Below are 24,206 nucleotides of genomic sequence, written 5' to 3'. Positions count from 1 at the left end.
TTTGCCGGCTCACATTTCACACTGTTGTGAATTACAGCCGATAAGCGTGGGCGCAAGAATTTGAGTGCAATTTCCAGAAAGGAGGTGATCCAGCCGCACCTTCCGATACGGCTACCTTGTTACGACTTCACCCCAGTCACGAACCCTGCCGTGGTAATCGCCCTCCTTGCGGTTAGGCTAACTACTTCTGGCAGAACCCGCTCCCATGGTGTGACGGGCGGTGTGTACAAGACCCGGGAACGTATTCACCGCGGCAAGCTGATCCGCGATTACTAGCGATTCCGACTTCACGCAGTCGAGTTGCAGACTGCGATCCGGACTACGACCGGTTTTCTGAGATTAGCTCCCCCTCGCGGGTTGGCAGCCCTCTGTACCGGCCATTGTATGACGTGTGTAGCCCTACCCATAAGGGCCATGATGACCTGACGTCATCCCCACCTTCCTCCGGTTTGTCACCGGCAGTCTCATTAGAGTGCCCTTGCGTAGCAACTAATGATAAGGGTTGCGCTCGTTGCGGGACTTAACCCAACATCTCACGACACGAGCTGACGACGGCCATGCAGCACCTGTGTTCTAGTTCTCTTTCGAGCACGAAACCATCTCTGGTAACTTCTAGACATGTCAAGGGTAGGTAAGGTTTTTCGCGTTGCATCGAATTAAACCACATCATCCACCGCTTGTGCGGGTCCCCGTCAATTCCTTTGAGTTTCAACCTTGCGGCCGTACTCCCCAGGCGGTCAACTTCACGCGTTAGCTTCGTTACTGAACAGCAAGCCGTCCAACAACCAGTTGACATCGTTTAGGGCGTGGACTACCAGGGTATCTAATCCTGTTTGCTCCCCACGCTTTCGTGCATGAGCGTCAGTACAGGTCCAGGGGATTGCCTTCGCCATCGGTGTTCCTCCGCATATCTACGCATTTCACTGCTACACGCGGAATTCCATCCCCCTCTACCGTACTCTAGCCATGCAGTCACAAATGCAGTTCCCAGGTTGAGCCCGGGGATTTCACATCTGTCTTGCATAGCCGCCTGCGCACGCTTTACGCCCAGTAATTCCGATTAACGCTTGCACCCTACGTATTACCGCGGCTGCTGGCACGTAGTTAGCCGGTGCTTATTCTTCAGGTACCGTCATTAGCTCCTAATATTAGTAAGAGCCGTTTCTTCCCTGACAAAAGTGGTTTACAACCCGAAGGCCTTCTTCCCACACGCGGCATGGCTGGATCAGGCTTGCGCCCATTGTCCAAAATTCCCCACTGCTGCCTCCCGTAGGAGTCTGGGCCGTGTCTCAGTCCCAGTGTGGCTGGTCGTCCTCTCAGACCAGCTACAGATCGTCGCCTTGGTAGGCTTTTACCCCACCAACAAGCTAATCTGATATCGGCCGCTCCAATAGCGCGAGGTCTTGCGATCCCCCGCTTTCACCCGTAGGTCGTATGCGGTATTAATCCGGCTTTCGCCGGGCTATCCCCCACTACTGGGCACGTTCCGATATATTACTCACCCGTTCGCCACTCGCCACCAGGATTGCTCCCGTGCTGCCGTTCGACTTGCATGTGTAAGGCATGCCGCCAGCGTTCAATCTGAGCCAGGATCAAACTCTTCAGTTCGATCTTGATAATTTACTCAAAGAATTGAAGTGAACTTCACTTCTATGAGCGTTTAAGGTCCATGAGACCTCGAGTCTTGCGACTCTTGGCACTCGCCTTCAAACGCCCACACTTATCGGCTGTTAATTTTTAAAGAGCTTGCGAATTCGTTTCCGTTTTCGCGCTGCTGTTTGCGTTTTGTCGCATTCAGCAGAGAGAGCGATTATTGCATTCTTTTATTCAGACTGTCAACACATCGCTTCGTTTTCTTCTTCGCTGCTTGCTTGCTGTTTCGGCGTTTGCCAGAACCGCGCTGCACTCAGCGAAGTCCATGACTGTAGCACGATTTCTGGCTGACGCAACACCCTTGTGACATCTTCGTGAAGTGCCCGAACGGGCACTTCACTCCGCCGCGACGGCGCGGCGGTTGAAGAGGCGTTCGGCGGTGGCCTCCGGATCGTCGCTGCGGAGCACGTCGGCGACGTGAGGCGACAGCTGGCGGGTGTCCGCGCGCAGGATGCGCTGCTTGATGGCGGCGATGCGCGACGGATGCATCGAGAAATTGCGCAGGCCCATGGCCAGCAACAGGTCAGTGAACGCGGGGTCACCGGCCATCTCGCCACACACCCCCACGCTTTTGCCTGCGGCACGGGCGTCGGCGATGGTCTGGGCCAGCAGCTTGAGCACCGCCGGATGCCACGGGTCATATAGATGGGCAACGGCCTCATCGGCGCGGTCGATGGCCAGGGTGTATTGAATAAGGTCGTTGGTGCCCACCGACACGAAGTCGAAGTGCTTGAGCAGCGACGGCAGCATCAGGGCGGCCGCCGGCACTTCGATCATGGCGCCGATCTCGATGTCGCCGCACAGCTTGCCGGCCTCCAGCAGTTGCTGCTTCGCCCGGGCCACGGCTTCCAGCGCCTGGCGCACCTCGCTCAGGTGGGCCACCATGGGAATGAGCAGGCGGACCTTGCCCATGGCACTGGCCCGCAGGATGGCGCGCAGCTGTTGGCGGAACATGCCGGGTTCGGACAAGCTCCAGCGGATGGCGCGCAGCCCCAGTGCCGGGTTCAGGGCGTGCTCGTGGCGCAATTCGTTGGCCGACATGCGGTCGAGCGGCTTGTCGGCGCCGATGTCGACCGTGCGGATGGTGACCGGCAGCCCCTTCATGGCCTCGACCGCGGCGCGGTAGGCCTCGAACTGCTCGTCTTCGCCCGGCAGTTCGCCGCCCCGGTTCATGAACAGGAACTCGCTCCGGAACAGCCCCACCCCCACGGCGCCAGCCTCCAGCGCGGCCGGGGCGTCGCCCGGCAGCTCGATGTTGGCGAGCAACTCGACCCGTTCGCCGTCGAGCGTGACGGCCGGCGTGTGCCGAAGGCGCGACAGCCGGTCGCGCTCCAGGCCACTCTGGCGCTGGCGGAAGCGGTACTCCTCGAGCACGATGGGCGACGGGTCGACGATGACGACCCCGGTGTCGCCATCGATGACCACCCAGTCGTCCTGGCGGATCAGATGGCTGGCCTCCCGGGCACCGACCACGGCGGGGATGTCCATGCTGCGGGCGACGATGGCGGTGTGGGAGGTCTTGCCGCCCACGTCGGTGACAAAGCCGGTGAACACGCTGCGCTTGAATTGCAGCATGTCGGCCGGCGCGATGTCGTTGGCGACGATCACCAGGGGGTCTTCCCCGGCGAAGTCGCGCGGGCGCACCCCCGGGGCAGGCGCATAGCTGGTGGACGGCCCCCGGGCCATGGCGCGCAGCAGGCGCTCGACGACTTGCTCGAGGTCGGCCTTGCGCTCGCGCAGGTAGTCGTCTTCCATTTCGTCGAACTGGCGGGCCAGCACCTCGAGCTGGGCAGACAGGGCCCATTCGGCGTTGTAGTGCCGATCCTGGATCCACTGCCGGGTGGCCAGCACGAGGGTTTCGTCGCGCAGCAGCATCAGGTGCACGTCGAGGAGGGCGGAAAGTTCGGGCGGGGCGTCGGCCGGGAGGTCGCGCTGCAGCGTGCTCAGTTCGTTCGCGACAGCGTCGCGGGCGAGGCGAAGCCGTTCGGCTTCCTGGTCGACGTCGGCCTCATCGATGAAGTAGTGCGCGACATCGATGCGGCTGGATGCGACCAGCACCGCACGGCCGATGGCGACACCGCGGGAAACGGGCAAACCGAAGACCTGAAAGCTCATGTCCCATCGTAGCAGCGCGGTCCGTTCCGCCACATCAGGGTCCACCCCTTTCCGCCTGTCACGCAGGCGTCATGCGGAGTTCACGGCCGCGTCATCGTGCCGATCAACCATCCGCTCACCAACAGGAGAAAGATGTATGAGGGACTTGCCCCTGCCGACGATGCCGATTTCCGATTTGCTGGGCGAAAACACCCGGAGGTCGCTTCACCGACGAGCGCCGCACACCGAAGGCAGCCGGGCCGCAACGCCTCGCCTCGAAGTGGCTTGGGCTCGCGATGAAGCTGACGTTCGGCAAGCGCAACAGCTGAGGTACCTGGTGTTCGCCCAGGAGATGGGCGCCCGCCTCAGCGTGCCGCACGGCAGCCCCGCCGGCCACGACATCGACATGTTCGACCCGTTCTGTGAACACCTGCTGGTGCGCGACATGGCGGCCGGCGGCGAGACCGGCCCCGTGATCGGCACCTACCGGGTGCTGACGCCCGACGCGGCCAAGCGCGTGGGCAGCCTGTACAGCGACACCGAGTTCGATCTGACCCGCCTGCGCCACCTGCGCGGCTCGATGGTGGAGCTGGGCCGCTCGTGTGTGCACCCGGACCACCGCTCCGGTGGCGCCATCCTGGCGCTGTGGGGCGCCCTGGCGGAATTCATGGTGCGCAACCGCCTGGACACGATGATCGGCTGTGCGAGCGTCAGCATGCGCGACGGCGGACACGTGGCCGCGAGCCTGTGGGAGCAGCTGCGCCGCGACCACCTGGCCCCGATCGAGCTGCAGGTGCAGCCCCGCCTGCCGCTGCCGGTGGAAGAACTGCAGCGCGACCTGCCCATCGAGGCGCCGGCGCTGATCAAGGGTTATCTGCGGTGTGGCGCCAAGGTGCTGGGCCCGCCAGCCTGGGATCCTGATTTCAACACCGCCGACCTGCCGATGCTGATGCGCATCGGCGACCTGCCCCCGCGTTACCGGAAGCACTTCCTGGGCGCGTGAGTGGCCCGGGCGTTCGGCGAGGTGCCTATTCGGCCTCGCCGAACCGGTCGTCGATGAGCTTGCGCAAGGCGTCCATCGCGACCTGCTCGTCCGCACCCGCCGTTTCGAGTTCCACCTCGGCCCCGAGGCCGGCGGCCAGCATCATCACCCCCATGATGCTCTTGGCATTGATGCGGCGGTCGCCGCGCGCCATGAAAACGTCGCTCTGGAACGAACCGGCCAGCTTGGTGAGTTTTGCCGAGGCCCGCGCATGCAGGCCCAGCTTATTGCTGATGGTGATGGTGGACTTGATCATTGGCACCGGGTTTGAAGGCTTGGTTCTGCGGACGCGACACGGCCACCTGCATCACACCCTGCGTGGCACCGGCCACCGCACGGGCGACCAGGGCATCGAGGGGTTCGTTGGCATAACAGAGCGAGCGCCACAGCATGGGCACGTTGACCCCGGCAATGACCTTGACGTGCTCACCGTCGGCCAGGCGCTGCGCGATGTTGCAGGGCGTGGCGCCAAAAACGTCGGTGAACACCAAGGCATCGGGGGAACGCACCTCGGCCAGCAGCGCGCGGGCCTTCGCCTCGATTTCCTCGGCGCTCATGTCGGGGAGGACATCGAGCACCGCCAGGCGGGCTGCGCAATCCGGGAACGCATGCTCCGCCACGGCCTTCAGCGAGGAGGCCATGGGCGCGTGGGCGATGATCAACAGACCGGGCATGGCATGAAATTATCGGTGGTTCCGGGACAACGGGCTCAAGCTCATGCAGTGCACAGGGGCTCCTTCGCCTCAAAACACACACCGCATTAGACATCAGACGCTGACTGCACAACGCGCCGCCCGTCCGAATGGCCGACACGCCACAGCGGCAACCTGTCACGGCGCGGGGCGGATACCCTCGAAAAACGTGCCGGCCGCCTCGGCGGTGGCCTCACCCATCACCGCCACCTGGTACACCCGGGTGCCCCGCGCGAAATAGACCAGTTGCTGGCGCACCGCGGTGCCGTCCGGGAAGCGGCCGTTCACCTGCACCCGCTCGGGCACCGGCGCCGGGTTCGCGCCGGTCACGGTCACCGTGCCGAGGGACTGCGCCGGGGCGCCCAGGTTGCCGGCCTGGGCCGCGCGCAGCGCAGCCAGCGCCGGCGCCACCCGGCCCGGGTCGCCGGCATCGGCAAACGCCAGGCCGAACATGCTGCCGCCTGCCTCGCACGCCACCATGGTCATGCGCACAGGCTGGCCGGCCAGGGTGATCGACCGCGCCTCGGTGCGGGGCTTGCACGGGAACAGCAGTTGCACGCCGGCGTCGGCCGGCCGCACGTCGCGCCAATCGTAGGTGGGCGAACACGCCGCCAACCCGACCGCGGCGGCCCCCATCACCCGGCGCGCGGGCCTCATCCAATGATCCGACATGGCCACATTATCGTTGTGGGCCTGCCGCACAATGACCGGATGACCCAGACGCCTCCTCCTCCCCTGCCGCAGTCCCTCGCGGGTGTGCGTGTGCTCGACCTGTCCCGCGTGCTGGCCGGCCCCTGGTGCACGCAGACGCTGGCGGACCTGGGCGCCGACGTGCTGAAGATCGAGCGCCCGCTGCGAGACGGCGCCGGTGGAGACGACACCCGGGGCTGGGGCCCCCCCTTCCTGAAGGGCCGCGGCGGGGACGACACCGCCGAAGCGGCGTACTTCCTGGGTACCAACCGCAACAAGCGGTCGATCACGGTCGACATCGCCCACCCGGACGGCCAGGCGCTGATCCGGCGCCTGGTGGCGCAGTGCGACGTGTTCATCGAGAACTTCAAGGTGGGTGACATGGCCCGCTACGGCCTCGACGCGGCCTCGCTGCGCGCGGCCCACCCCGGCCTCGTCTATTGTTCGATCACCGGGTTCGGCCAGACCGGCCCGTACCGCGAGCGCGCCGGCTACGACTACGCCATCCAGGGCATCGGCGGGCTCATGAGCGTGACGGGTGAACGCGACGACCTGCCCGGAGGCGGCCCGCAGAAGGTGGGCGTGGCCGTGGCCGACCTGTTCACCGGCATGTACGCCACGGTGGCCATCCTCGCGGCATTGCGCCACCGCGAGGCCACCGGCGAGGGCCAGCACGTCGACATGGCGCTGCTCGACACGCAGGTGGCGATGCTCGCGAACCTTGGGGCCAACTACCTCACCACCGGCGTGCCACCAGGCCGCGTGGGCAACGCCCACCAGAACATCGTGCCGTACCAGGTGTTCGAGACCTCCGACGGCCACCTGATCCTCGCGGTGGGCAACGACGGCCAGTTCGCCAAGTTCTGCGGCATCGCCGGCTGCCCCGAACTTGCGGCCGACCCGCGTTTCATCCGCAACGCCGACCGGGTGCGCCACCGGGATACGCTGGTACCCCTGCTGGCCGGCCTGATCAAGGCGCGCGCGAAACAGGACTGGCTCACCGCCCTCGAGGCGGCGAAGGTGCCGTGTGGTGCCATCAACAACCTCGAGGAAGTGTTCGCCGACCCCCACGTGGTGGCCCGCGAGATGACGGTGCCCATGGCCCACCCGAGGAGCGACACGCTCCGGCTGGTCGCGAGCCCGATGAAACTCTCGGGCACGCCGGTGCAGTACCGGCGCCCGCCGCCCCTGCTTGGGGAACACACCGACGAGGTGCTGCGCGAACGAGGCTGGACGCCCCAGGAACTGGCGGCCCTGCACCAGCGAGGCGTGATCTGAGCATTGTTCACGCGGCACCACCATGAGTTAGGGGGCGCACCGGCCCCCTCAGTCCGGGGTTTTGGCGCTGACAAGCCGTCACAACTGACCCGAGTCAGGTGACACTTCTTGTCATAGGAACGGCGCCGAGTGGTTTTCGCCCGGCGGCCGGTGTTCCGAGGAATGGAACCTGCCATGGACCTGAGTGACCTGAACCGCGCCCCCGGCGCCAGCACGACGACCGCCACCCCCATCCCGGTGACCGACGACAAGACCGCGGCGGACATCACGCGCTGGCTCGACGTCGTCCAGGCCCTGTGTGCCGAGATGTCGGGGCCGTTGACGGCTGCGCTGGAGCGGGTCCAGACCCTCGCTGCCACCGGCCGCATCGACCGCGCGAGCCTGCGGGCCCTCGGTGAAGAGATCCAGCAGGTGCGCCTGGCCGGCATGACCGGCCAGCAGCTCGCCCGCCTGGCGTCCGGCCGGCTGCGCCAGACCCATGAGCGGCTGCGGCTCACCGACACCTTGAAGGACGTGCTGAACCAGCGCGCCCGCGAAACACAGGCCCGGGGCATCGTCATCAAGCAGATGCTCAAGCCGGCCGAGGTCATCGTGGATGCCTGCCTGCTGTTCAGCCTGTTCAACGCGATGCTGGCCTGGTCGCTCACGCACGCCCAGTCGAACATCGAGTTCCGCACCGACATCAAGACCTGGCCCACCCACGCACGCGTGGTGTGCAAGTTCGCCTACCGCGCCCCCGACGAAGGCATCGAGGAACCGGCCGAAACCGCCGCCCGTGCCGCGCTGGACACCACCACGTGGCGCCTGGTCGAACAGACGGCCTGGACGATGGGCCTGCCCCTCGACCGCAAGTTCGACGGGGCATGCACCACCCTCACCATCGAATTCCCCCGCACGGTCAACGACCAGCTGGAAGGGGTGAGCGCCATCGAGCTGGACCAGGGCTTTTCGCCGTCGATCAGCTCGAAGCCGCTGGCGGGCAGCCAGGTGCTCGTGGTGGCGTCCCGCCGCGACGTGCGCGTGCAGGTGCGCGACGCCATCCGCAACATGGGGCTGATCGTCGACTTCGTGAATTCGGTGCAGGAAGCCCGCGAGTTCTGCCGCGGCGGGCTGCCACACGCGGTCGTCATCGAAGCCGTGCTGCGCGGCGACCGGTTCAACGACCTGCGCAACGAATGCGAGTCGAACGGGTCCGATGTGGCGTTCATCGAGATCATCGAGGAAGGCAGCACCTTCGAGATCTCCGGATTCGGCGGTCTGAACATGGCCCGCGTGGGGCGCGACGCCATCATGGCGTCGCTGCCGTCCGCGCTGATGTTCGAGCTCTCGAAGACCACCTGAGCGGGCTCTCAAGGAAACGCCGGGCCGCCCCAAGTTCCTTGACCCCCACCGGGGGCGGGTCGGGTGCCGCCCGACCCTGGGGGCCCTCAAAGCCCGCCGAACACCTTCTTCAGGATGGCACTGCCGGTGCCGATGGGGTCCTGCCGGATCTTGCGTTCTTCCTCGCCGATCATCAGGTAGAGCCCGTCGAGCGCCTTGCCGGTCACGTAACGCTCGATGTTGGCGTCGTCGCCCCTCAGCAGCCCGAACGCCGCGGCCTTGCCGGCCACCGCGTTGTACTTCGCTGCCAGCGACACCCGTTCGGTGGCCCGCGTCACGATGGGCAGGAACCGTTCGCCCAGCGGCACGCGGGTCTTGTCCGCGAAGAATTGCGTGACCGAGTTGTCGCCCCCGGTCACGAGATGGCGGGCGTCTTCCACGCTCAGGTTCTTGACCGTGTTCACCAGCACCGCCTTGGCCTCGGGCACCGCCGATTCGGCAGCCCGGTTCATGGCCGTGATCAGGGCGTCCACGCGCTTTTGCTGGCCCGTGGCACGCAGCAGCGAAGCCGCGTCATTCAGGAACCCCGGCAACGGGATGCGAACTTTCGGGTTCCCGAGGAATCCATCCGTGCGGCCGAGCAGGCCCACGGCGGACACCGCCCCGCGTTCCAGGGCCGCCCGCACCCCGCTGGCGGCATCCGTTTCGCTGAACGGCGATGCACCGGCCGTTCCCCAACGTCCCGCGGCCAGCACCAACAAGGTGGCTGACGTAAACTTTCTGCGCTGCATGGAATGCTCCTGAACATGAAACTGACCCGCCATCTTGCCATCGGCCTCGGCGCCGTGATCTTCGCCGCCGGCGCCACCCTGGTGGCGCTGTCCGTCGGCACGGCAACGATGGCCCCCGACGTCGCCTACACGCGGCTCGACGGCAGCACCGCCCGCACGTCCGACCTGAAGGGCCAGGTCGTGCTGGTGAACTTCTGGGCCACCAGCTGCACCACGTGCGTGAAGGAGATGCCGCAGATCATCGCCACGCACAAGAAGTACGCCGGCAAGGGGTTCGACACGCTCGCGGTGGCCATGTCGTACGACCCGCCGGCCTACGTGGTCAACTTCGCACAGTCGCGCCAGCTGCCGTTCACCGTCGTGATCGACAACCTCGGCCACATGGCGCAGCAGTTCGGCGACGTGCAGCTCACGCCCACCACCGTGTTGATCAACAAGCGTGGCGAAATCGTCAAGCGTTACGTGGGCGAGCCCGATTTCGCGGCACTGCACGCGCTGATCGACCGGCTCATCGCCGAAGCCTGACGCGGCCTCAGCCGTTGCGGCACGGGGCGTAGGCGTCGAGCGCCGCGTCGTACACCGACGTGTGCACGCCCAGCAGCCCCAGCACCGAGTGGAAGTAGTGGTCGTGGGACACCTCGTTGTCCACGCGGCCGCGCAGGCAGCCGCGGTCCACCCCGGCCGATCGCTCGAAGCCCGGGGACATCCAGGTGATCCAGGGCACGCGCTTCTGCACATCGGGCGCCACGGCATACGGCAGCCCGTGCAGGTACAGGTTGTTCTCGCCGAGCGACTCGCCGTGGTCCGCCACGTACACCAGGGCCGGCTGCCACGCGGTCTCGTGGCGCTGCAGCCAGTGGATGCTGTCGCCGAGCAGGCGGTCGGTGTACGCGATGCTGTTGTCGTAGGCGTTGACCAGCTCGTCGCGCGAGCAGGCCTGCAGTTCGTTCTGGGTGCACTCCGGCAGGAACCGCTTGGTGTCGGGTGACGAACGGCGGTAGTAGGCCGGGCCGTGGCTGCCGATCTGGTGGAGCACCAGCACCACGCCACGCGCGCGGCGTTCCGCGGGCAGCGCCGCCAGCCGGTCGTCCAGGCCTGCCAGCATCACACCGTCGAGGCACTCGCCATCGGCACAGGTCGACACGTTGGGCACCCGGTCGCACACGCCCTTGCACCCACCCTGGTTGTCGAGCCACAGCACACCGTAGCCGGCCCGCTGCAGCACGTCGAGCAGGCCTTCCTCCTCGTGGTCGCGGTCGAAGAAGGTCTTGCGCGGCAGGCGCGAGAACATGCACGGCACCGACACCGCCGTGCTCGTGCCACACGACCACACATTGCGGAAGCTGACGATGTCTTCCTGGGCCAGGGCCGGCGTGGTGTCGCGGGCGTAGCCGTTGACACCGAAGTTGCCGGCGCGGCCGGTTTCACCGAGCACGAGTACCAGCAGCGGGGGCCGGGTGGTGCCGAACCGCGTGCCCGCCACGGCGTCGACGCCGATCGGCAGGAGGTCGTGCGAGCGCACCGGGCCCGCGAACGCGGTCTTCCCCACTGCGTAGACCACGTTGAGGGGGGTCATCAGGTAACGCACCTCGTGGTGGTTGCGCATCGTCGAGGCCAGCGGCTGGAAACAGGCCATCACCGCGACCAATGCCAGCCCCACCGCGGCCGCCCCGAGTTGCAGGTTGCCCCTCAGGCGGCGCAGCCACGGGCCATACGACACCCGCTGGCACACCACCCACACGGCTGGCAGCACGCCCAGCAGCACGAGGTTCACCAACAGGTGCACGTTCAGGAGGTCGGTGGCCTCGTGCACGTCGGTCTGCACCACGTTGACCATCATCGGCGGGTCCATCACGACCCCGTAGGACAGCATGAAGTGCGTGCACCCGGCTGCGGCCAGCAGCATCAACACCAGCATCGGCTTGAGCGTGCGGCGCCATGCGAACACGCTGAACCACAGCGCCATCAGGCCACCGATGCCCACGGCCATGCCCGCCACCAGCGTCCAGCCGGCCAGGCCGTGCCACACGCCGAGCCGTGACAGCTCGCGCCACAGCGCGACGTTGCCCAGCGTGGCGATCCACACACACACCGCGGCGATCAGCACCGAAGGGCGGCTGACGTTGGGCCACCCCAGGGAGACCCGGCGGCGGCGCCACTTCATGACCAGCGTGTTCATGCGAGCACCTCCGTCGCGACACGCGGCCACACGGCATCGATGGCCCACGCCACGACCCAGCAGATCCAGCCGGTCCACAAGGTGTGGCTCATGAAGTGAGCCCCACGCACCTGCTGGGCCACACCGAAGACCAGGCCCGCGCCGACGGCCGAGGCGAGCCACACGGCGGCCACACGCGGCCACGCGCGGAACACGAACCAGCCGCCGACAAAGGCAAACCCGGCCGATGCATGGCCGGCCGGAAAACAATGGCCACTGCCGCCATCGGGCAGGCCCCACAGGCGCCAGTGGGGCACGAAGTGCGCCACCCCGCCAAAGGCCTGCATGTCCCACGGACAACTGGAGCCACTGCCCGACTTGATCGCGACCACCACCCCACTGGCCACCATCGCCGTGGCAGCCAGCTGCAGGCGATGCGACAGGCCGATGCGGCGCAACACACCGACCGGCCACCACACCCCCAGGCAGAGGAACAGGGCAAAGGCCCACGACAGCCGCCGCCCCCCTTCATGGAGCACCTCGGAGAACAACCAGTGGTCACGCCAGGGAAAGCCGTGTTCGTTGCCGAACGTGTGCGCCCAGGCCATGTCGCGGCCCGACACCTCCCACAGGAACAGACACACGGAAACGAACAGCGTGGCCAGCGCCACGCCCAGGTAGCCCGGTCGTTGACCCGCGTGGGGCCGCTCTTGCAACTTGATCATGGGACCGCACGATCCGCCCCGTGGCTTAAGCCATCCTTAAGCCCCGGCGTGCACAATCCGGCCATGCGTGTACTGGTGGTCGAAGACGATGAGGGCATTGCCGACGGGCTGAGGGCCAACCTCCGCCAGCAAGGCGCTGCGGTCGACGTGGCCGGCAATGTGGCAGCCGCGTGGGCCGCGCTGCGCGCAGAGTCCTTCGACCTCGTGCTCCTCGACCTCGGTTTGCCCGATGCCGACGGCAGCGAACTGCTTCGCCGCTTGCGCGCTTCGCCACCCGCCGGCGTGCCCGATCCCGCCACCCCGGTGCTGATCATGACGGCCCGGGACGAAGTGGCCTCGCGCATCGCCGGACTCGACATGGGCGCCGACGACTACGTGATCAAACCGTTCGATGCGGGCGAACTCGCCGCACGCATCCGCGCGCTGCGCCGCCGTTCCGGTGGCCGGGCGCAGGCCAGCCTGCGATGTGGCGACCTCGAGATCGACACCGTCTCCCGCACGGTGTCCCGCGACGGACAGGCCATCGAGTTGTCGGCCCGCGAGTTCGCCGTCCTGCTCACGTTGATGGAAGCGAGGCCGCGCGTGCTGTCGCGCGCGCAGATCGAAGCGAAGCTCTACAACTTCGACCAGTTGCTCGACAGCAATGCGATCGAGGTCCACGTGCACCACCTGCGCCGCAAGCTCGGCGACAGCGTGATCCGCACGATGCGCGGCGTGGGCTACTTCGTGCCCGCCGACACCCCGGCATGAAACGCCGCACCCTGATCGGCCACCTGCTCGCCTGGGTGCTGGGTGCGCTTGCCCTCGTGTGGGCCGGCTTCGTGGTGATCGGGCTGCGAACGGGGGTCCACGAGGCCGACGAACTCACCGACGGCCACCTGGCCAGCACGGCGTCGCTGCTGATGAGCCAGCGCACGAACGAGTTCATCAGCGCGCGCGATGCGTCACCCCCGACGCCCGACCTGAAGCGCCACGACTACCAGCAATCGATGAGCGTGGTGGTCTGGGATGCCAACGGGCGGGTGCTGAGCCGCACAGGCGACGCGCCCGAGCCGCCCTTCGACCCGGGCGAAGGGTTCGCCACCCTCGAACTCGGCCAGCCGGCCGAAGCGTGGCGCACGTTCGCCCGCTGGGATTCACCCGCCCATGGGCGGCGCCTGATGGTGCTGCTGAGCATCGACGAACGCGACGACCTGGCATGGGACATTGCAGGCCAGGTGGCCGAACCCGGCCTGTGGCTGCTGCCCGTGGTGGCCATCGCGCTCGGCCTGGCCATCCGCCGCGGTTTGCGGCCGCTCGGGCGCCTGTCGAACGACGTGGCCGCGTTGAACATCCAGTCCGGCGAGCCGCTGCAGGCGGACCACCGCCACGAGGAATTCCGGGCCGTGGTGGAATCGGTCAACGCCCTGATCGTGCGGTACCAGGCGGCGATGGCCCGCGAACGGCACCTGGCGGGTGAACTGGCGCACGAGTTGCGCACGCCACTCGCATCACTGGCGTTGCATGCGCAATCGCTGCAAGGTTCGTTGTCGGAGGCCGAACGCCAGCAGGCCATCGGCCGCATCGCCAGCGATGCGCTGCGGGCCGGGCAAGTGTTGCAGCACCTGCTGACCCTCGCCCGCGCCAGCCACGCGGAACTGACCGAGGCCGCGGTGCCGTTCGATGTGGTGGCCATGGCGGCCCGGGTGCTGGCCGGCTACGCGCAGCCAGCGCTCGACGGACGCCACGAGCTCGCGCTGTCAGGCGCGCCGGCCTTCAGCGCCACCGGCCACGAGTTGCTGCTCGAACTGGCCCTGCGCAACCTCATCGAAAACGCGCTGGGCCACGCCCCGCCGGGCACTGTGGTGGAGGTGACGGTCGACGCCGAAGGCCGGTGGCTGCAGGTCACCAACGCCCACGACCCCACCGGCACGGCGCCGCTCCGCAGCGACGCCGCGGTGTCACGGCTGGGCCTCGGCCTCGGTCACCGTGTGGTGGAGAAGGTGGCGGCGATCCATGGGGCCGAGTTCGCGGAGGTGCCATCCGGCCCGGCGGTGCGCTGCTATCGCATCACCTTCTCAGGGTGACACACCCGCGGACAACCCGATCTCGCGCAGGTAGCGGCGATAGTGTGCGGACAGCAGGTCCGCCCGCTGCGCGAGTTCGGCCCGCACCTGCAGCGGCAGGCGTTTCGGGCGCTGCGATTCGAGGATGGGTTTGTCCTGCGCGAACACCATGTCCTGGAACGCCCGCACCTCGTCGTCGGCCTCCGGCGAACGCAGCGCGGAAAACACCATCCACACGAGGCAACGGGTCTCGGCCACGGGCTGGATGAACAACGTGACGGCTTCCGCCACGCCGGCCCCGGCCACCTGCTTGGTGAGGATGGCCTGCAGCGGCCGCGAGATGCGGTAGCCGTACCGCACGTCCGCGGGCGCAGTGGCCTGCGGATTCGCGCGCGGCTGCGTGACGGTCATGCCGGTGGCGCGCACGCCCGCCCGGCCGGTGGCATCGACGAACGGTTCGACGTCGTACGGCGGGATCTCGGTGGCGTGCGCATCGCCGAGGATGCCGTCGTGCACGAACCCGAAGTGCGCCATGTCGATGAAGTTCTCGACCACCCGCGGGCCACACGCGTCGACCGCGTACGGGCCGGCGAACACATCGCGCAGGCGCGGGTCGCCGAATTCCTCGAACGGCACCACGTCGTGGGCGGGGGTGCCCAGGCACACCCAGACGAGGCCGTGGCGTTCGCGCACGTGGAAGGTGTCGACGACGGGGTCCTTCGGGAGGGGGCCACCGGGTTGCGCGGGGCGCAGCACGCAGCGGCCATCGCCGTCGAAGCGCCAGCCGTGGTACGGGCAGGTCAGCGTGTCACCGGCCACCCGCCCCAGGGACAGCCTGGCGCCGCGGTGCGGGCAGCGGTCGTCCCAGGCCTGCAGGGCGCCATCGGCGCGGCGCCACACGACGAGTTCTTCGTCGAGCAGTTGCACCGGCACCAAAGCGCCGGGCGGCACCTGGTGCGACCAGGCCACCGGGTGCCAGTCGTTCCACAACACGGGGTCTTGGGTCATCAGGTCAGGATTTGCGCAGCGCGCGCTGGAGGCGTGCGGCCGCGCTGGCAGCGGGTTCGTCGGATTCCACGAACTGTGTCACAACCGCGGTCACCGCGTTGCGCAGGACCTCGGGTGTTTCGGCGACGAACCGGCTCACCAGCGTGTGCTGCTTCGCCGCGGCCTGCAGGTCATGTGCCGATTGGCGGGCGCAGTCGTCGTAGTGGTCGAGTGGCACGTCGTTGCGCGCCGGGATCGACCCCTTCGCCAGGTTGAAGGCCATCTGGGTGTCCGGATCCATCAGCGTGCGGGCCAGCGCCTGCTGGCCCTCGCGGCGCGCCGGCCCCAGGTCGGGCATCGCGAACAGGTCGGCGACGAACACATAGCTGCCGGCCGTACCCGGGTAGGGGAAGCAGATGAAATCGCGGCGCGCCTGCTGGCCACGCTTCGAGAACTCCCCCTTGGTCCAATCGCCCATCAGCTGCATCGCGGCCTTGCGCGACACCACCATGTCCGTGGCGAAGGTCGATGCGCGCCCCTTGGCGTTGTCCTCGGCGAGGCGCGACAGCGCCCTCACCTGCTCGAACACGGTCACCATCTTCGGACTGGCCAGGGCCACCGGGTCCTGCTCGACCAGGGCCTTGCGGTACCAGACCGGCCCGCCCACCGCCAGCACCGCGTTGTCGAACATCAGCGTATGCAGCCACGGTTCAGTGCCGTGGGCGAGGGGCAGGTATCCGGCGGCCTTCACGCGGCGAGCCACCTCGAGCAGTTCGTCGAACGTGGTGGGCGGGGTGAGCTTCAACTCGTCGAAGATCGCCTTGTTGGCCCAGATCCAGTTGGACCGTTGGATGTTCAGCGGCACGGCGCGCCAGTGGCCGCCGACCTTGGCCGCCTGTTGCAGCGGCACGGGCAGGACCTGGTCCCAGTGTTCGGCCGCCGCCAGGGCATCCCACGAGACATATCGGGCCGCCGATTCGCGCAGGCTGAAGCTGTGCAGCTGCAGCGCGTCCGGGAGCTGGCCCATGCCGTTGCGTGCCTTCGCGAACAGCAGCTTGCGCTCCTCGCCGCCCTGCGGCGCACTGTCCTTCCATGCGAACCCGCGGCGGCCAAGGTCCGCGCGCACCCCGTTCAACGGCGCCCCGCCGGCCGCCCACCAGTGCAATACCTCGACGGGAGGTTGGTCACCGGCGTGCACCTGGCACACGCCGGCGGCAAGCAGGGACATCAGGCAGCGTTGCAGCCGGGAACGAGGCAAAACGATCATGATTTGTGGCTTAGTTTACGCGGGGGGCCGCGCATCCAATGCCCTGCCCTGCATATCCGCGCGATTTGGTCGAATGTCAGGGATTGATAACGTCCGCTGCGCGCACCATCGCACCCAGCGGCCCGACCCGGCGGAGCCGGGACGATGGACGTACATGGTGGTTTCTCTTCTTCGAGAGGTCCGGATCGGCTACCGCCTGGTGTGGTGCTTCGGCCTGATCCTGGCCCTGATGATCGGCATGGCGGCCGTCGCGATGTTCGCCGGCCGCCAGCCTCGCCAGGAACTGGGCACGGTGATGGCGGAGTCCAGCAACAAGCTCGCCTATGTCAGCGAGATGCGCCAGCACCAGTACCGCGAAGGCATGTTCGGGCGCCGGCTCGGGTTGGCCATCGGTTTCGACGAGGCCGTCGAGGACATGCGATCGCTCGACCTGGAGCGGGCGGCCTACGACCGCGCCATGCTGTCCTTCTCGACCCTGCCGCTGTCCGAGCGGGAGCGGGCCATCGTGCTGGAGACCCGGCAGTACGCCGAGCGTGTCGCCCCCCACATGGCGCGCGCGCGTGAGCTGGTGTTTGCGTTCAACCCCAGGCAGGCCTCGCTCATCCTCGCGCGCGAGGTCGCCCCGGTGCAGGGCGAATGGCTGCTGGCCCTGGATCGACTGATCGACGTACAGAACACGGCCATCCTGGAGCACCTCGACGCGTTCGATGCGGCCAGCCGCCGGACCGACCGGGCCATCGCGGCGATCACGATCGCCGCCGTGGTGCTCGCTGCCGTGGTGGCCTGGGCCCTGACCCGCAGCATCACGGCGCCGCTCGGCCAGGCCGTCGAACTGGCGCAAGCCGTCGCGGGGGGTGAACTCGACCAGCCCATGCCACCCGCCTCCCCTGACGAACCCGGTCAACTGCTGACCGCGCTCGGCCACATGATGTCGAGCGTGCGCGACGCACGGGATTCGATGGCCCGGCTGGCCCAGGTGGATGGCCTGACCGGCGCCTACAACCGGCGCCATTTCGACACCACGCTCGACGTGAACTTCAGCCTGTCGCCCCGCTCGGGGGACGGTGCATGCCTGTCGCTGCTGCTGATCGACGTGGACCATTTCAAGGCCTACAACGACCGCTTCGGCCATCAGGCCGGCGACGAATGCCTGCGCCGGATCGTCCAGGCCATCAGCGGCGCCAACCTGCGCCCCACCGACCTGGTGGCGCGCTACGGAGGCGAGGAATTCGGTGTGGTGCTGCCCGGCTGTACCGCCCAGGGTGCGATGCAGGTGGGCGAACGCATCCGCCTGGCGGTGCAGCAGTTGCAGATGCCGTCGGCGAAGACGGAGACGTCCCCGTGGGTGACCGTCAGCGTGGGCGCCGCCTCGGTGACGGTGCCCAGCGGCACCACGCCGGCAGACCTGGTGCGCCTGGCCGACGCCGCGCTCTACGAAGCCAAGCGGGTGGGCCGCAACCGGGTGTGGGCGCCCCTCAGCGCGACAGCGTGATCGGGGCGCGGCGCACGCCGGCCCACAGCACCAGCAACAGCAACGCCGCCACCATCAGGTCGGCCAGGGACACGGCACCACCACCGCCACCGCTGTCGGACGACGCGGCCGACGTGGACGACGACGTGGCCGTGACGGTGGCCTTCCAGTCGGACGTGGCCTGCTTGCCGAGGTCATCGGTGATGGTCAGGCGCACCGTGATGGGACCGGCAGCCCCTGGTGTCAGCACCGCACGGTCGGTGTTGGACGAACCCACCGCGGCCACCGTGCCGGTGCCCTCGACGACGGCCCAGCCCACGCTGGCCCGCGACCGGCCGGCGCTCAGCACCTGGTTGGCAATGCTGAGGTTCACGGTCTGGCCCACCTGGGGCACCGAGGTGCTGGCGGACACACCGACCGACAGCGCATCGACCGGCACCGCGAGGTCGGTGCTGTTGGTGGCGCCCTGGTCGTCCTGGACCGTGAGGCGCACCGTGAACTGCCCGACGGCCGTGGGCACGATGGTGACGGTGGACTGGGTGGCGTCGCCGCTGAAGGTGGTGACGACGCCACCGGCGTCGACGATGGACCACGTGGTGGCCACCACCGACCGGCCGGTGCTGGCCTGGGTGGACGCGGCCGACAGCACCACGGCCTGGCCGGGATCAGGGATGGCCGGCGTGGCCGTGGCCACGGCGCGCACATACGAGGTGGTCGAATCGGCGCCGGCCGCCGCCGCGGCGAGCACCGCAGCGCCCGTGTCGAGCATGCCGGCGCCGCACGTGGTGGTGGTGCAGTAGCACTCGAGTTGGTCGGTGCCGGTGGGGGCATGGCAGGTGGCCACGCCGGCGTCCGCCCCGGTGACCGGGAACGGGCGAGCCGTGGACCGCATCAGCGACACCGCCTGCGCCGCGGACAGCGACGGGTTGGACGACAGCATCAACGCGAGCGTGCCGGACACCAGCGGTGCCGAGAAGCTGGTGCCCACCGCGTAGTTGGTGCCGTTGGTGTAGGCCGCCGAACCGGCCACCGGCGTGGTGGTGCCGGCGTTGGTGGTGCTGAGGATCGGGTACTGGCAGGTGCTGCCGAACGTGTCGACGCAGTTGCCTGCCGGCGCCGCGATGGCCGCGTTGGGGCCCACGTCGGAGTAACCCACCTTCGTGCCGGTGTGGCGCAGGCCGGTGACGGCCACGACCCCGGTGCAGCTGGCGGGCACGCCGAGCGCATGGCCGGAGCCGTTGCCCGCGGCGGCCACGACCACCGCGCCTTGAGTGGTGAGCTCGGCGATCGCGTCGGCGTAGGCGGCATCACAGCTGCCGTCACCGCCGAGGCTCATGTTGATCACGCGGGCCGGGGTGGCGTTGGTGGCGATGCCGCTCACCGCGAGGCCGGCGGCCCAGCGCATGCCCGCGAGGATGTCGGAGTCCCAGCCGCCGCACTTGCCGAGCACCCGCACCGGCAGCACCTTCGTGCCGCCGCCCGCGACCCCGGCCATGCCGAGGTTGTTGCTCCAGGTGGCGCCGATGAGGCCCGACGTCTGCGTGCCGTGCCAGGAACTGTTGGCCGCGGTGCAGCCCGTGATGGTGTTGGCCGCCGCCTCGGCGGTGGTGTAGTAGTCGCCCGGGTCGGACGGGTCGCTGTCGCGTGCGTCGCCGTCGTTCGAGATGCTGGTCCTCTCGACCATGTCGTAGCCCGGCAGCAGTTGCCCCGCCTGGAGGTCGGGGTGGTCCTTGCGGATGCCGGTGTCGAGCACGGCCACGACCACTGCCGACGTGCCGCGCGTGATGTCCCAGGCCTGCGGCGCGTTGATCGACGAGACGATGGCACCGGCCGGCGCCTTCAGGTACCACTGGCCCGAGGCCGGCGAGGTGCCGGACACCGGGCCGTACAACGGGTCATTGGGCACGGCCAGGCGGGTGCGGAAGCGGTCGACCTGGACGTATTCCACGTCGGGATGGGCGCGCAGCCGGGCCGCGAGCGCCTCGCTGCCGAGCCCGCTGGCCAGCACCACCTGGGCGCGGTCGGACACCGTGCGGCCGGCCACCAGCGTGGTGCCGGCACGGGCCGACAGCGCATCCGCGCGGGCCTGCATCACGTTGTGCACCTTCGCCGCGGTGCGGGAGGCATCGAGCGGAATGGACCGGACCGTGGCCGCCGACGCCTTGAACTTCACGATGACCCGGGCTTCGTTGTCGGGGGTGCCTTGCGGAGCCAGGCGGCCCATGGCCGACAGGTCGGCGGCGAACGCGCCGCTCGCGGTGCACAACACAACGCCCAGGGTGGCGCAACGCCCCCAATCGAATCTTCTGCTCATCGCCGGGTTTCCTTGACCACGCACGCTGCCAACGCGGGTTCGTGGGCAATGCGGCATTTTCGCTGACGAACGTGGCCCGGTGGACACACCTTCGTGAACGAATTGTCGCCGCGATGGCCCACCCCACCCCCAGCGTCGCATTGTTGGCAAGCGCCGTATCCCGCCTGTCTCCGCTTTGTATCCGGATGGATAAATAGGTGACAAGCAGCTTGCGTCAGCAGCGCACGCCGTGGCCCGCGGCCCTGGGCGGTGTGAAAAAACCTCAGGCGCGCCGCAAGAATTTCCCGTTTGGCCGCCGTGGCGCCGCTGCCTAACCTCGGGACTCCTCATCGTTTCCCGAGTCCCCGCCATGACCACCCTGCTGCAACTCGATGCCAGCGCCCAGCCCCTGGAGCGCTCCCACACCCGCCGCCTCGTCCGCGGTTTCCTCGACGCGTGGCGGGCCCGGCGCCCGCAGGACGAGCTCATCACCCGCGACCTTTCCCGCGACCCGGTCCCTCCGATCGACACCGCGTGGATCGCCGCGGCCTTCACACCAGCCGAGGCCCGCACGCCGGCGATGCACGAGCGGCTGGTGTTGTCCGACCGCCTGATCGACGAAGTGGCCGCCGCGGACGTGATCGTGATGGGCGCGCCCATGTACAACTACGGCATGCCCGCGGCGCTGAAGGCGTGGGTGGACCAGACCGCCCGCATCGGCCGCACGTTTTCGTTCGACCTCGCGCGAGGCGACGTGCCGATCGAACCGATGCTGCACGGCAAGGTACTCGTGGTGCTGTCGTCCCGTGGCGAGTTCGGTTTTGCGCCAGGTGGCCCCCGCGCGCACCTGAACGCACTCGATCCCCACCTCGCGGCCTGTGCGCACTACTGGGGTGTGGCCCCCCCGGACCACCACACGGTGGCGATCGAATACCAGGAATTCAAGGACCACCGGCACGACACGTCGGTGGCCCAGGCGCACGCCGACGTGCTGGCCCTGGTGGCGCGGCTGATGGCCGCACGCTGACCGGGTTGTGCAGTGTTTCACGCTATGCGGTGCTTATGGGCCAGCGGATTTGCGCGGACCCATAAGTGCCGCATAGCGTGAAACACTGCACTAGGCCAGGCCGGCCAGCCACGCGACCACGCGGTCGATCGCCGCACGCTGCGGGTGGTCGGCCACGAATTCCGCATGGAAGGCGAGGCCGGGCAGCACCTGCCCGTGCACCTGGACGAGCCGCCCGGCTCGCAGGTCGGGCCCGGCCAGCACCGAACTGGCGAGCACCACCCCGGCCCCGGCCACCGCCGCCTGGATGGCGTGGCTCTCTTCCGTGAACGACGTGGTGGGTCCCGGCGCGGGCAGGCCAGCCGCGGCAAACCACTGGGTCCATGTGGGGCCCAGCAGCCCGGGGTTGTGCCAGGTGAAGCCGAGCAGGTCGGTGTGCGCGAGGGTGCCTTGCGCGGGGTGACGCGCGCGCCACTCGGGGGACGCCAGCGCCAGGTACTGGTCGCGGTACAGCACCTGGGACCGGTGCGGCCGCGCGCGTTCGGCACCGTAACGCACCGCCACGTCGGCCTCGGCCTTGCGCAGGTCGAGCACGCGGTCGGTGGCCATCACCGTCAGCACCAGGTCCGGCTCGGCCGCACGGAACTCGGCCAACCGGGGCACCAGCAGGCGGGTGGCAAAGGCCGGGGTGACCGACAGCGTGAGCGTGTGGCCGTCACGGTGCAGGTCGGCGACGGCGCTGGCCATGCGGTCGAAGCTGTCCTTCAGCATCGGAAACAGCCGTTCGCCGTGGGGGGTGGGTGCGAGCGTGTTGCCTTGGCGGTCGAACAGCTTGTGGCCCACCCAGCGTTCGAGGTGACGCACCTGGTGGCTGACGGCCGCGGGCGTGACGAACAACTCGGCCGCCGCGTCCTTGATGCTCCGGTGGCGCGCCGCCGCTTCGAACGCGCGCAGCGCGTTCAGCGGTGGCAGCCGGGGACGGTTCAACCGCCGATCTCGACCCCGGCGTGTTCGGCCTGCTTGTCGGCGTGGTAGCTGGACCGCACCATGGCGCCGATGGCGGCATGCGTGAAGCCCATCTTGTGGGCCTCTTCCTCGTACATCTTGAAGGTGTCGGGGTGCACGTAGCGGCGCACCGGCAGGTGGTGGCCGCTCGGGGCCAGGTATTGACCGATGGTGAGCATGTCGATGCCGTGCTCGCGCATGTCGCGCATGACCTGGAGGATTTCCTCGTCGGTTTCGCCCAGGCCCACCATGATGCCGCTCTTGGTGGGCACGTGCGGTGCGAATTCTTTGAAGCGCTTCAGCAGGTTCAGCGAGTAGGCGTAGTCGGACCCCGGGCGCGCTTCCTTGTACAGGCGCGGCGCGGTCTCGAGGTTGTGGTTCATCACGTCGGGCGGCGCGGCCTTCAGGATCTCGAGCGCGCGGTCCATGCGGCCACGGAAGTCGGGCGTGAGGATCTCGATGCGGGTGCGTGGCGACAGCTCGCGCACCTGGCGGATGCATTCGACGAAGTGGCCGGCCCCCCCGTCGCGCAGGTCGTCGCGGTCGACGCTGGTGATCACCACGTAGTTGAGCTTCAGCGCGGCGATGGTTTTCGCGAGGTTGGCGGGTTCGTTGACGTCGAGCGGGTCGGGGCGGCCGTGGCCCACGTCGCAGAACGGGCAACGGCGGGTGCACTTGTCGCCCATGATCATGAACGTGGCCGTGCCGCCGCCGAAACATTCACCGATGTTGGGGCACGACGCTTCCTCGCACACGGTGTGCAGGTTGTGCTCGCGCAGGATCTTCTTGATCTCGTAGAAGCGGGTGCTGGGCGAACCGGCTTTCACGCGGATCCAGTCGGGCTTCTTCAGCTGTTCGGCCGGCACGATCTTGATGGGGATGCGCGCGGTCTTGGCCTGCGCCTTCTGTTTGGCAGAGGCGTCGTAGGCGGAAGGGGGGGTCAGCGTGGAATCGGACGACATCGATGAAGCTTCGGGATGGAGCCGTTCAGCTCAGGTGAGACACGAGACGGTCGCCCAATCGTTGTGCAACGGTCGGCCAGTCGGTGCGGACGCCCAGTGTAGCCAAGTCGACCGTTTGCAGGGCGGCGTAACCGCACGGGTTGATGCCCGAAAAGGGCTTCAGGTCCATGTCGACATTGAGTGCCACCCCGTGGTAAGTGCAGTGCCGGCTCACCTTGATGCCCAGCGCGGCCACCTTGCCGAGGCCGGCGAAGGTGTCGGGCCGGGGCCAGCTGAGCGCGGCGTGGCCGGCTGGGTCGGCGAGGTTCACGTAGATGCCCGGGGCGCCGGGCACCCGGTGGCCGGTGATGTCGAGCGTCTCGAGCGTCTTGAGCACCGCCTGCTCCAGCCGGTACACATACTCCTTGACGAAGATACCCAGCCGGCGCAGGTCGATCAGGGGGTAAGCGACCACTTGCCCCGGGCCGTGGTAGGTCACCTGCCCGCCCCGGTTGGTCTGCACCACCGGGATGCCGGCGGCGTCCAGCACGTGGCTGGGCAGGCCCGCCACACCCTGGGTATAGACCGGCGGGTGTTCGCACAACCAGATCTCGTCAGGGGTGTCGGTGGTGCGGGTCTCGGTGAAGGTACGCATCGCGTCGAGCGTCGGGGCGTAGTCGACGCGGCCGAGGTGGCGCAGCAGCGGGAGGGAGTCGGGCATCCCCGATTCTCCCCTGCCCGCGACACC

At 68.1% G+C, this 24,206-nt stretch carries 21 protein-coding genes and 1 rRNA gene; 8 read left to right on the top strand and 14 right to left on the bottom strand.

All coding sequences use genetic code 11. From position 1 onward, the window contains the following. Positions 1 to 77: 77 nt before the first annotated feature. Together ASC87_RS21615 and ptsP are read right to left on the bottom strand one after the other, a co-directional pair. Positions 78 to 1,608, bottom strand: a 16S ribosomal RNA gene (locus ASC87_RS21615). 381 nt (positions 1,609 to 1,989) lie between these two features. Beyond that, a complete protein-coding gene (gene ptsP, locus ASC87_RS21610; protein ID WP_056667196.1) occupies positions 1,990 to 3,768 on the bottom strand; it encodes a phosphoenolpyruvate--protein phosphotransferase in 1,779 nt (592 codons plus the stop codon). 136 nt (positions 3,769 to 3,904) lie between these two features. Here ptsP and ASC87_RS21605 point away from each other — a divergent pair, with 136 nt between their 5' ends. Then, on the top strand, positions 3,905 to 4,750 hold the full coding sequence (locus tag ASC87_RS21605; RefSeq protein WP_056667194.1) for a GNAT family N-acetyltransferase: 846 nt from the start codon (positions 3,905 to 3,907) through the stop codon (positions 4,748 to 4,750). Positions 4,751 to 4,775: 25 nt separating this feature from the next. Here ASC87_RS21605 and ASC87_RS21600 read toward each other — a convergent pair whose 3' ends face one another. The 3 genes from ASC87_RS21600 to ASC87_RS21590 form a co-directional block, all read right to left on the bottom strand. After that, positions 4,776 to 5,045: an HPr family phosphocarrier protein gene (locus tag ASC87_RS21600; RefSeq protein WP_056667191.1), complete on the bottom strand. Its 270-nt coding sequence runs from the start codon at positions 5,043 to 5,045 to the stop codon at positions 4,776 to 4,778. Beyond that, a complete protein-coding gene (locus ASC87_RS21595) occupies positions 5,014 to 5,463 on the bottom strand; it encodes a PTS sugar transporter subunit IIA (protein ID WP_056667188.1) in 450 nt (149 codons plus the stop codon). Before ASC87_RS21595 ends, ASC87_RS21600 begins: the two co-directional genes overlap by 32 nt. A gap of 156 nt (positions 5,464 to 5,619) precedes the next feature. Beyond that, positions 5,620 to 6,138 carry a hypothetical protein gene (locus ASC87_RS21590; RefSeq protein ID WP_235582239.1) on the bottom strand — a complete coding sequence of 173 codons (519 nt, stop codon included), beginning with the start codon at positions 6,136 to 6,138 and terminating at the stop codon, positions 5,620 to 5,622. A 54-nt stretch (positions 6,139 to 6,192) separates the two neighbouring features. Between ASC87_RS21590 and ASC87_RS21585 the strand changes: the two genes are divergently transcribed. Together ASC87_RS21585 and ASC87_RS21580 are read left to right on the top strand one after the other, a co-directional pair. Next, positions 6,193 to 7,449, top strand: coding sequence for a CaiB/BaiF CoA-transferase family protein (locus ASC87_RS21585; protein WP_056667637.1), 1,257 nt, complete (start codon positions 6,193 to 6,195; stop codon positions 7,447 to 7,449). A 174-nt stretch (positions 7,450 to 7,623) separates the two neighbouring features. After that, on the top strand, positions 7,624 to 8,790 hold the full coding sequence (locus ASC87_RS21580; RefSeq protein ID WP_056667181.1) for a hypothetical protein: 1,167 nt from the start codon (positions 7,624 to 7,626) through the stop codon (positions 8,788 to 8,790). An 86-nt stretch (positions 8,791 to 8,876) separates the two neighbouring features. On the opposite strand, the gene ASC87_RS21575 is transcribed toward ASC87_RS21580, so the two are convergent. Continuing rightward, positions 8,877 to 9,560, bottom strand: coding sequence for a DUF4197 domain-containing protein (locus ASC87_RS21575; protein ID WP_056667178.1), 684 nt, complete (start codon positions 9,558 to 9,560; stop codon positions 8,877 to 8,879). Between the two features lie 15 nt (positions 9,561 to 9,575). Between ASC87_RS21575 and ASC87_RS21570 the strand changes: the two genes are divergently transcribed. Beyond that, positions 9,576 to 10,085 carry a TlpA disulfide reductase family protein gene (locus ASC87_RS21570; RefSeq protein ID WP_082568842.1) on the top strand — a complete coding sequence of 170 codons (510 nt, stop codon included), beginning with the start codon at positions 9,576 to 9,578 and terminating at the stop codon, positions 10,083 to 10,085. A gap of 7 nt (positions 10,086 to 10,092) precedes the next feature. On the opposite strand, the gene ASC87_RS21565 is transcribed toward ASC87_RS21570, so the two are convergent. Both ASC87_RS21565 and ASC87_RS21560 read right to left on the bottom strand, forming a co-directional pair. Next, positions 10,093 to 11,739, bottom strand: coding sequence for a phosphoethanolamine transferase (locus ASC87_RS21565; protein ID WP_056667177.1), 1,647 nt, complete (start codon positions 11,737 to 11,739; stop codon positions 10,093 to 10,095). Then, positions 11,736 to 12,443 carry a phosphatase PAP2 family protein gene (locus ASC87_RS21560; protein WP_235582238.1) on the bottom strand — a complete coding sequence of 236 codons (708 nt, stop codon included), beginning with the start codon at positions 12,441 to 12,443 and terminating at the stop codon, positions 11,736 to 11,738. The genes ASC87_RS21565 and ASC87_RS21560 overlap by 4 nt, the downstream gene beginning before the upstream one ends. A gap of 63 nt (positions 12,444 to 12,506) precedes the next feature. On the opposite strand from ASC87_RS21560, the gene ASC87_RS21555 reads away from it, so the two are divergent. Beyond that, entirely contained in the window at positions 12,507 to 13,193 is a 687-nt protein-coding gene (locus tag ASC87_RS21555; RefSeq protein ID WP_056667175.1) for a response regulator transcription factor, read from the top strand. Beyond that, a complete protein-coding gene (locus ASC87_RS21550; protein ID WP_056667173.1) occupies positions 13,190 to 14,509 on the top strand; it encodes a histidine kinase dimerization/phospho-acceptor domain-containing protein in 1,320 nt (439 codons plus the stop codon). Before ASC87_RS21555 ends, ASC87_RS21550 begins: the two co-directional genes overlap by 4 nt. Here the strand turns inward: ASC87_RS21550 and ASC87_RS21545 are convergent. Both ASC87_RS21545 and ASC87_RS21540 read right to left on the bottom strand, forming a co-directional pair. Continuing rightward, positions 14,501 to 15,496 (bottom strand): aromatic ring-hydroxylating dioxygenase subunit alpha, encoded by a 996-nt coding sequence (locus ASC87_RS21545; RefSeq protein ID WP_056667170.1) that lies wholly within the window; start codon positions 15,494 to 15,496, stop codon positions 14,501 to 14,503. The genes ASC87_RS21550 and ASC87_RS21545 overlap by 9 nt on opposite strands. Before the next feature lie 4 nt (positions 15,497 to 15,500). After that, positions 15,501 to 16,703, bottom strand: a complete 1,203-nt coding sequence (locus tag ASC87_RS21540) for an ABC transporter substrate-binding protein (RefSeq protein ID WP_056667166.1) — start codon at positions 16,701 to 16,703, stop codon at positions 15,501 to 15,503. 193 nt (positions 16,704 to 16,896) lie between these two features. On the opposite strand from ASC87_RS21540, the gene ASC87_RS21535 reads away from it, so the two are divergent. Then, complete coding sequence (locus ASC87_RS21535; RefSeq protein ID WP_056667163.1) at positions 16,897 to 18,234, top strand: diguanylate cyclase; 1,338 nt, start codon at positions 16,897 to 16,899, stop codon at positions 18,232 to 18,234. Here the strand turns inward: ASC87_RS21535 and ASC87_RS21530 are convergent. Then, on the bottom strand, positions 18,218 to 20,527 hold the full coding sequence (locus ASC87_RS21530) for a S8 family serine peptidase (RefSeq protein ID WP_056667160.1): 2,310 nt from the start codon (positions 20,525 to 20,527) through the stop codon (positions 18,218 to 18,220). The two genes, ASC87_RS21535 and ASC87_RS21530, sit on opposite strands and share 17 nt — an antisense overlap. A gap of 349 nt (positions 20,528 to 20,876) precedes the next feature. Here ASC87_RS21530 and ASC87_RS21525 point away from each other — a divergent pair, with 349 nt between their 5' ends. Continuing rightward, complete coding sequence (locus ASC87_RS21525) at positions 20,877 to 21,533, top strand: FMN-dependent NADH-azoreductase (protein ID WP_056667155.1); 657 nt, start codon at positions 20,877 to 20,879, stop codon at positions 21,531 to 21,533. Positions 21,534 to 21,623: 90 nt separating this feature from the next. On the opposite strand, the gene ASC87_RS21520 is transcribed toward ASC87_RS21525, so the two are convergent. From ASC87_RS21520 to lipB, 3 genes are read right to left on the bottom strand one after another with little or no spacing between them, the layout of a single operon-like run. Then, complete coding sequence (locus ASC87_RS21520) at positions 21,624 to 22,499, bottom strand: LysR substrate-binding domain-containing protein (protein ID WP_056667152.1); 876 nt, start codon at positions 22,497 to 22,499, stop codon at positions 21,624 to 21,626. Beyond that, positions 22,496 to 23,479, bottom strand: coding sequence for a lipoyl synthase (gene lipA, locus ASC87_RS21515; RefSeq protein WP_056667150.1), 984 nt, complete (start codon positions 23,477 to 23,479; stop codon positions 22,496 to 22,498). Before lipA ends, ASC87_RS21520 begins: the two co-directional genes overlap by 4 nt. A 25-nt stretch (positions 23,480 to 23,504) precedes the next feature. Further along, positions 23,505 to 24,179, bottom strand: coding sequence for a lipoyl(octanoyl) transferase LipB (gene lipB / locus ASC87_RS21510; RefSeq protein WP_056667146.1), 675 nt, complete (start codon positions 24,177 to 24,179; stop codon positions 23,505 to 23,507). Positions 24,180 to 24,206: the final 27 nt, after the last annotated feature.

The sequence above is a fragment of the Rhizobacter sp. Root1221 genome (genome assembly GCF_001425785.1).
In the GTDB taxonomy this organism is placed as follows: Bacteria; Pseudomonadota; Gammaproteobacteria; order Burkholderiales; family Burkholderiaceae_C; genus Rhizobacter.
The sequence above is the reverse complement of the archived record's forward strand: the minus strand, read 5'-3'. Positions and strand labels throughout refer to the sequence as shown.

What these genes read in the sequence shown, in the direction of transcription:
- ptsP (WP_056667196.1), bottom strand. Translation starts at nt 3,768, where the DNA reads ATGAGCTTTCAGGTCTTCGGTTTGCCCGTTTCCCGCGGTGTCGCCATC.
- ASC87_RS21605 (WP_056667194.1), top strand. Translation starts at nt 3,905, where the DNA reads ATGAGGGACTTGCCCCTGCCGACGATGCCGATTTCCGATTTGCTGGGC.
- ASC87_RS21600 (WP_056667191.1), bottom strand. Translation starts at nt 5,045, where the DNA reads ATGATCAAGTCCACCATCACCATCAGCAATAAGCTGGGCCTGCATGCG.
- ASC87_RS21595 (WP_056667188.1), bottom strand. Translation starts at nt 5,463, where the DNA reads ATGCCCGGTCTGTTGATCATCGCCCACGCGCCCATGGCCTCCTCGCTG.
- ASC87_RS21590 (WP_235582239.1), bottom strand. Translation starts at nt 6,138, where the DNA reads ATGAGGCCCGCGCGCCGGGTGATGGGGGCCGCCGCGGTCGGGTTGGCG.
- ASC87_RS21585 (WP_056667637.1), top strand. Translation starts at nt 6,193, where the DNA reads ATGACCCAGACGCCTCCTCCTCCCCTGCCGCAGTCCCTCGCGGGTGTG.
- ASC87_RS21580 (WP_056667181.1), top strand. Translation starts at nt 7,624, where the DNA reads ATGGACCTGAGTGACCTGAACCGCGCCCCCGGCGCCAGCACGACGACC.
- ASC87_RS21575 (WP_056667178.1), bottom strand. Translation starts at nt 9,560, where the DNA reads ATGCAGCGCAGAAAGTTTACGTCAGCCACCTTGTTGGTGCTGGCCGCG.
- ASC87_RS21570 (WP_082568842.1), top strand. Translation starts at nt 9,576, where the DNA reads ATGAAACTGACCCGCCATCTTGCCATCGGCCTCGGCGCCGTGATCTTC.
- ASC87_RS21565 (WP_056667177.1), bottom strand. Translation starts at nt 11,739, where the DNA reads ATGAACACGCTGGTCATGAAGTGGCGCCGCCGCCGGGTCTCCCTGGGG.
- ASC87_RS21560 (WP_235582238.1), bottom strand. Translation starts at nt 12,443, where the DNA reads ATGATCAAGTTGCAAGAGCGGCCCCACGCGGGTCAACGACCGGGCTAC.
- ASC87_RS21555 (WP_056667175.1), top strand. Translation starts at nt 12,507, where the DNA reads ATGCGTGTACTGGTGGTCGAAGACGATGAGGGCATTGCCGACGGGCTG.
- ASC87_RS21550 (WP_056667173.1), top strand. Translation starts at nt 13,190, where the DNA reads ATGAAACGCCGCACCCTGATCGGCCACCTGCTCGCCTGGGTGCTGGGT.
- ASC87_RS21545 (WP_056667170.1), bottom strand. Translation starts at nt 15,496, where the DNA reads ATGACCCAAGACCCCGTGTTGTGGAACGACTGGCACCCGGTGGCCTGG.
- ASC87_RS21540 (WP_056667166.1), bottom strand. Translation starts at nt 16,703, where the DNA reads ATGTCCCTGCTTGCCGCCGGCGTGTGCCAGGTGCACGCCGGTGACCAA.
- ASC87_RS21535 (WP_056667163.1), top strand. Translation starts at nt 16,897, where the DNA reads ATGGTGGTTTCTCTTCTTCGAGAGGTCCGGATCGGCTACCGCCTGGTG.
- ASC87_RS21530 (WP_056667160.1), bottom strand. Translation starts at nt 20,527, where the DNA reads ATGAGCAGAAGATTCGATTGGGGGCGTTGCGCCACCCTGGGCGTTGTG.
- ASC87_RS21525 (WP_056667155.1), top strand. Translation starts at nt 20,877, where the DNA reads ATGACCACCCTGCTGCAACTCGATGCCAGCGCCCAGCCCCTGGAGCGC.
- lipA (WP_056667150.1), bottom strand. Translation starts at nt 23,479, where the DNA reads ATGTCGTCCGATTCCACGCTGACCCCCCCTTCCGCCTACGACGCCTCT.
- lipB (WP_056667146.1), bottom strand. Translation starts at nt 24,179, where the DNA reads ATGCCCGACTCCCTCCCGCTGCTGCGCCACCTCGGCCGCGTCGACTAC.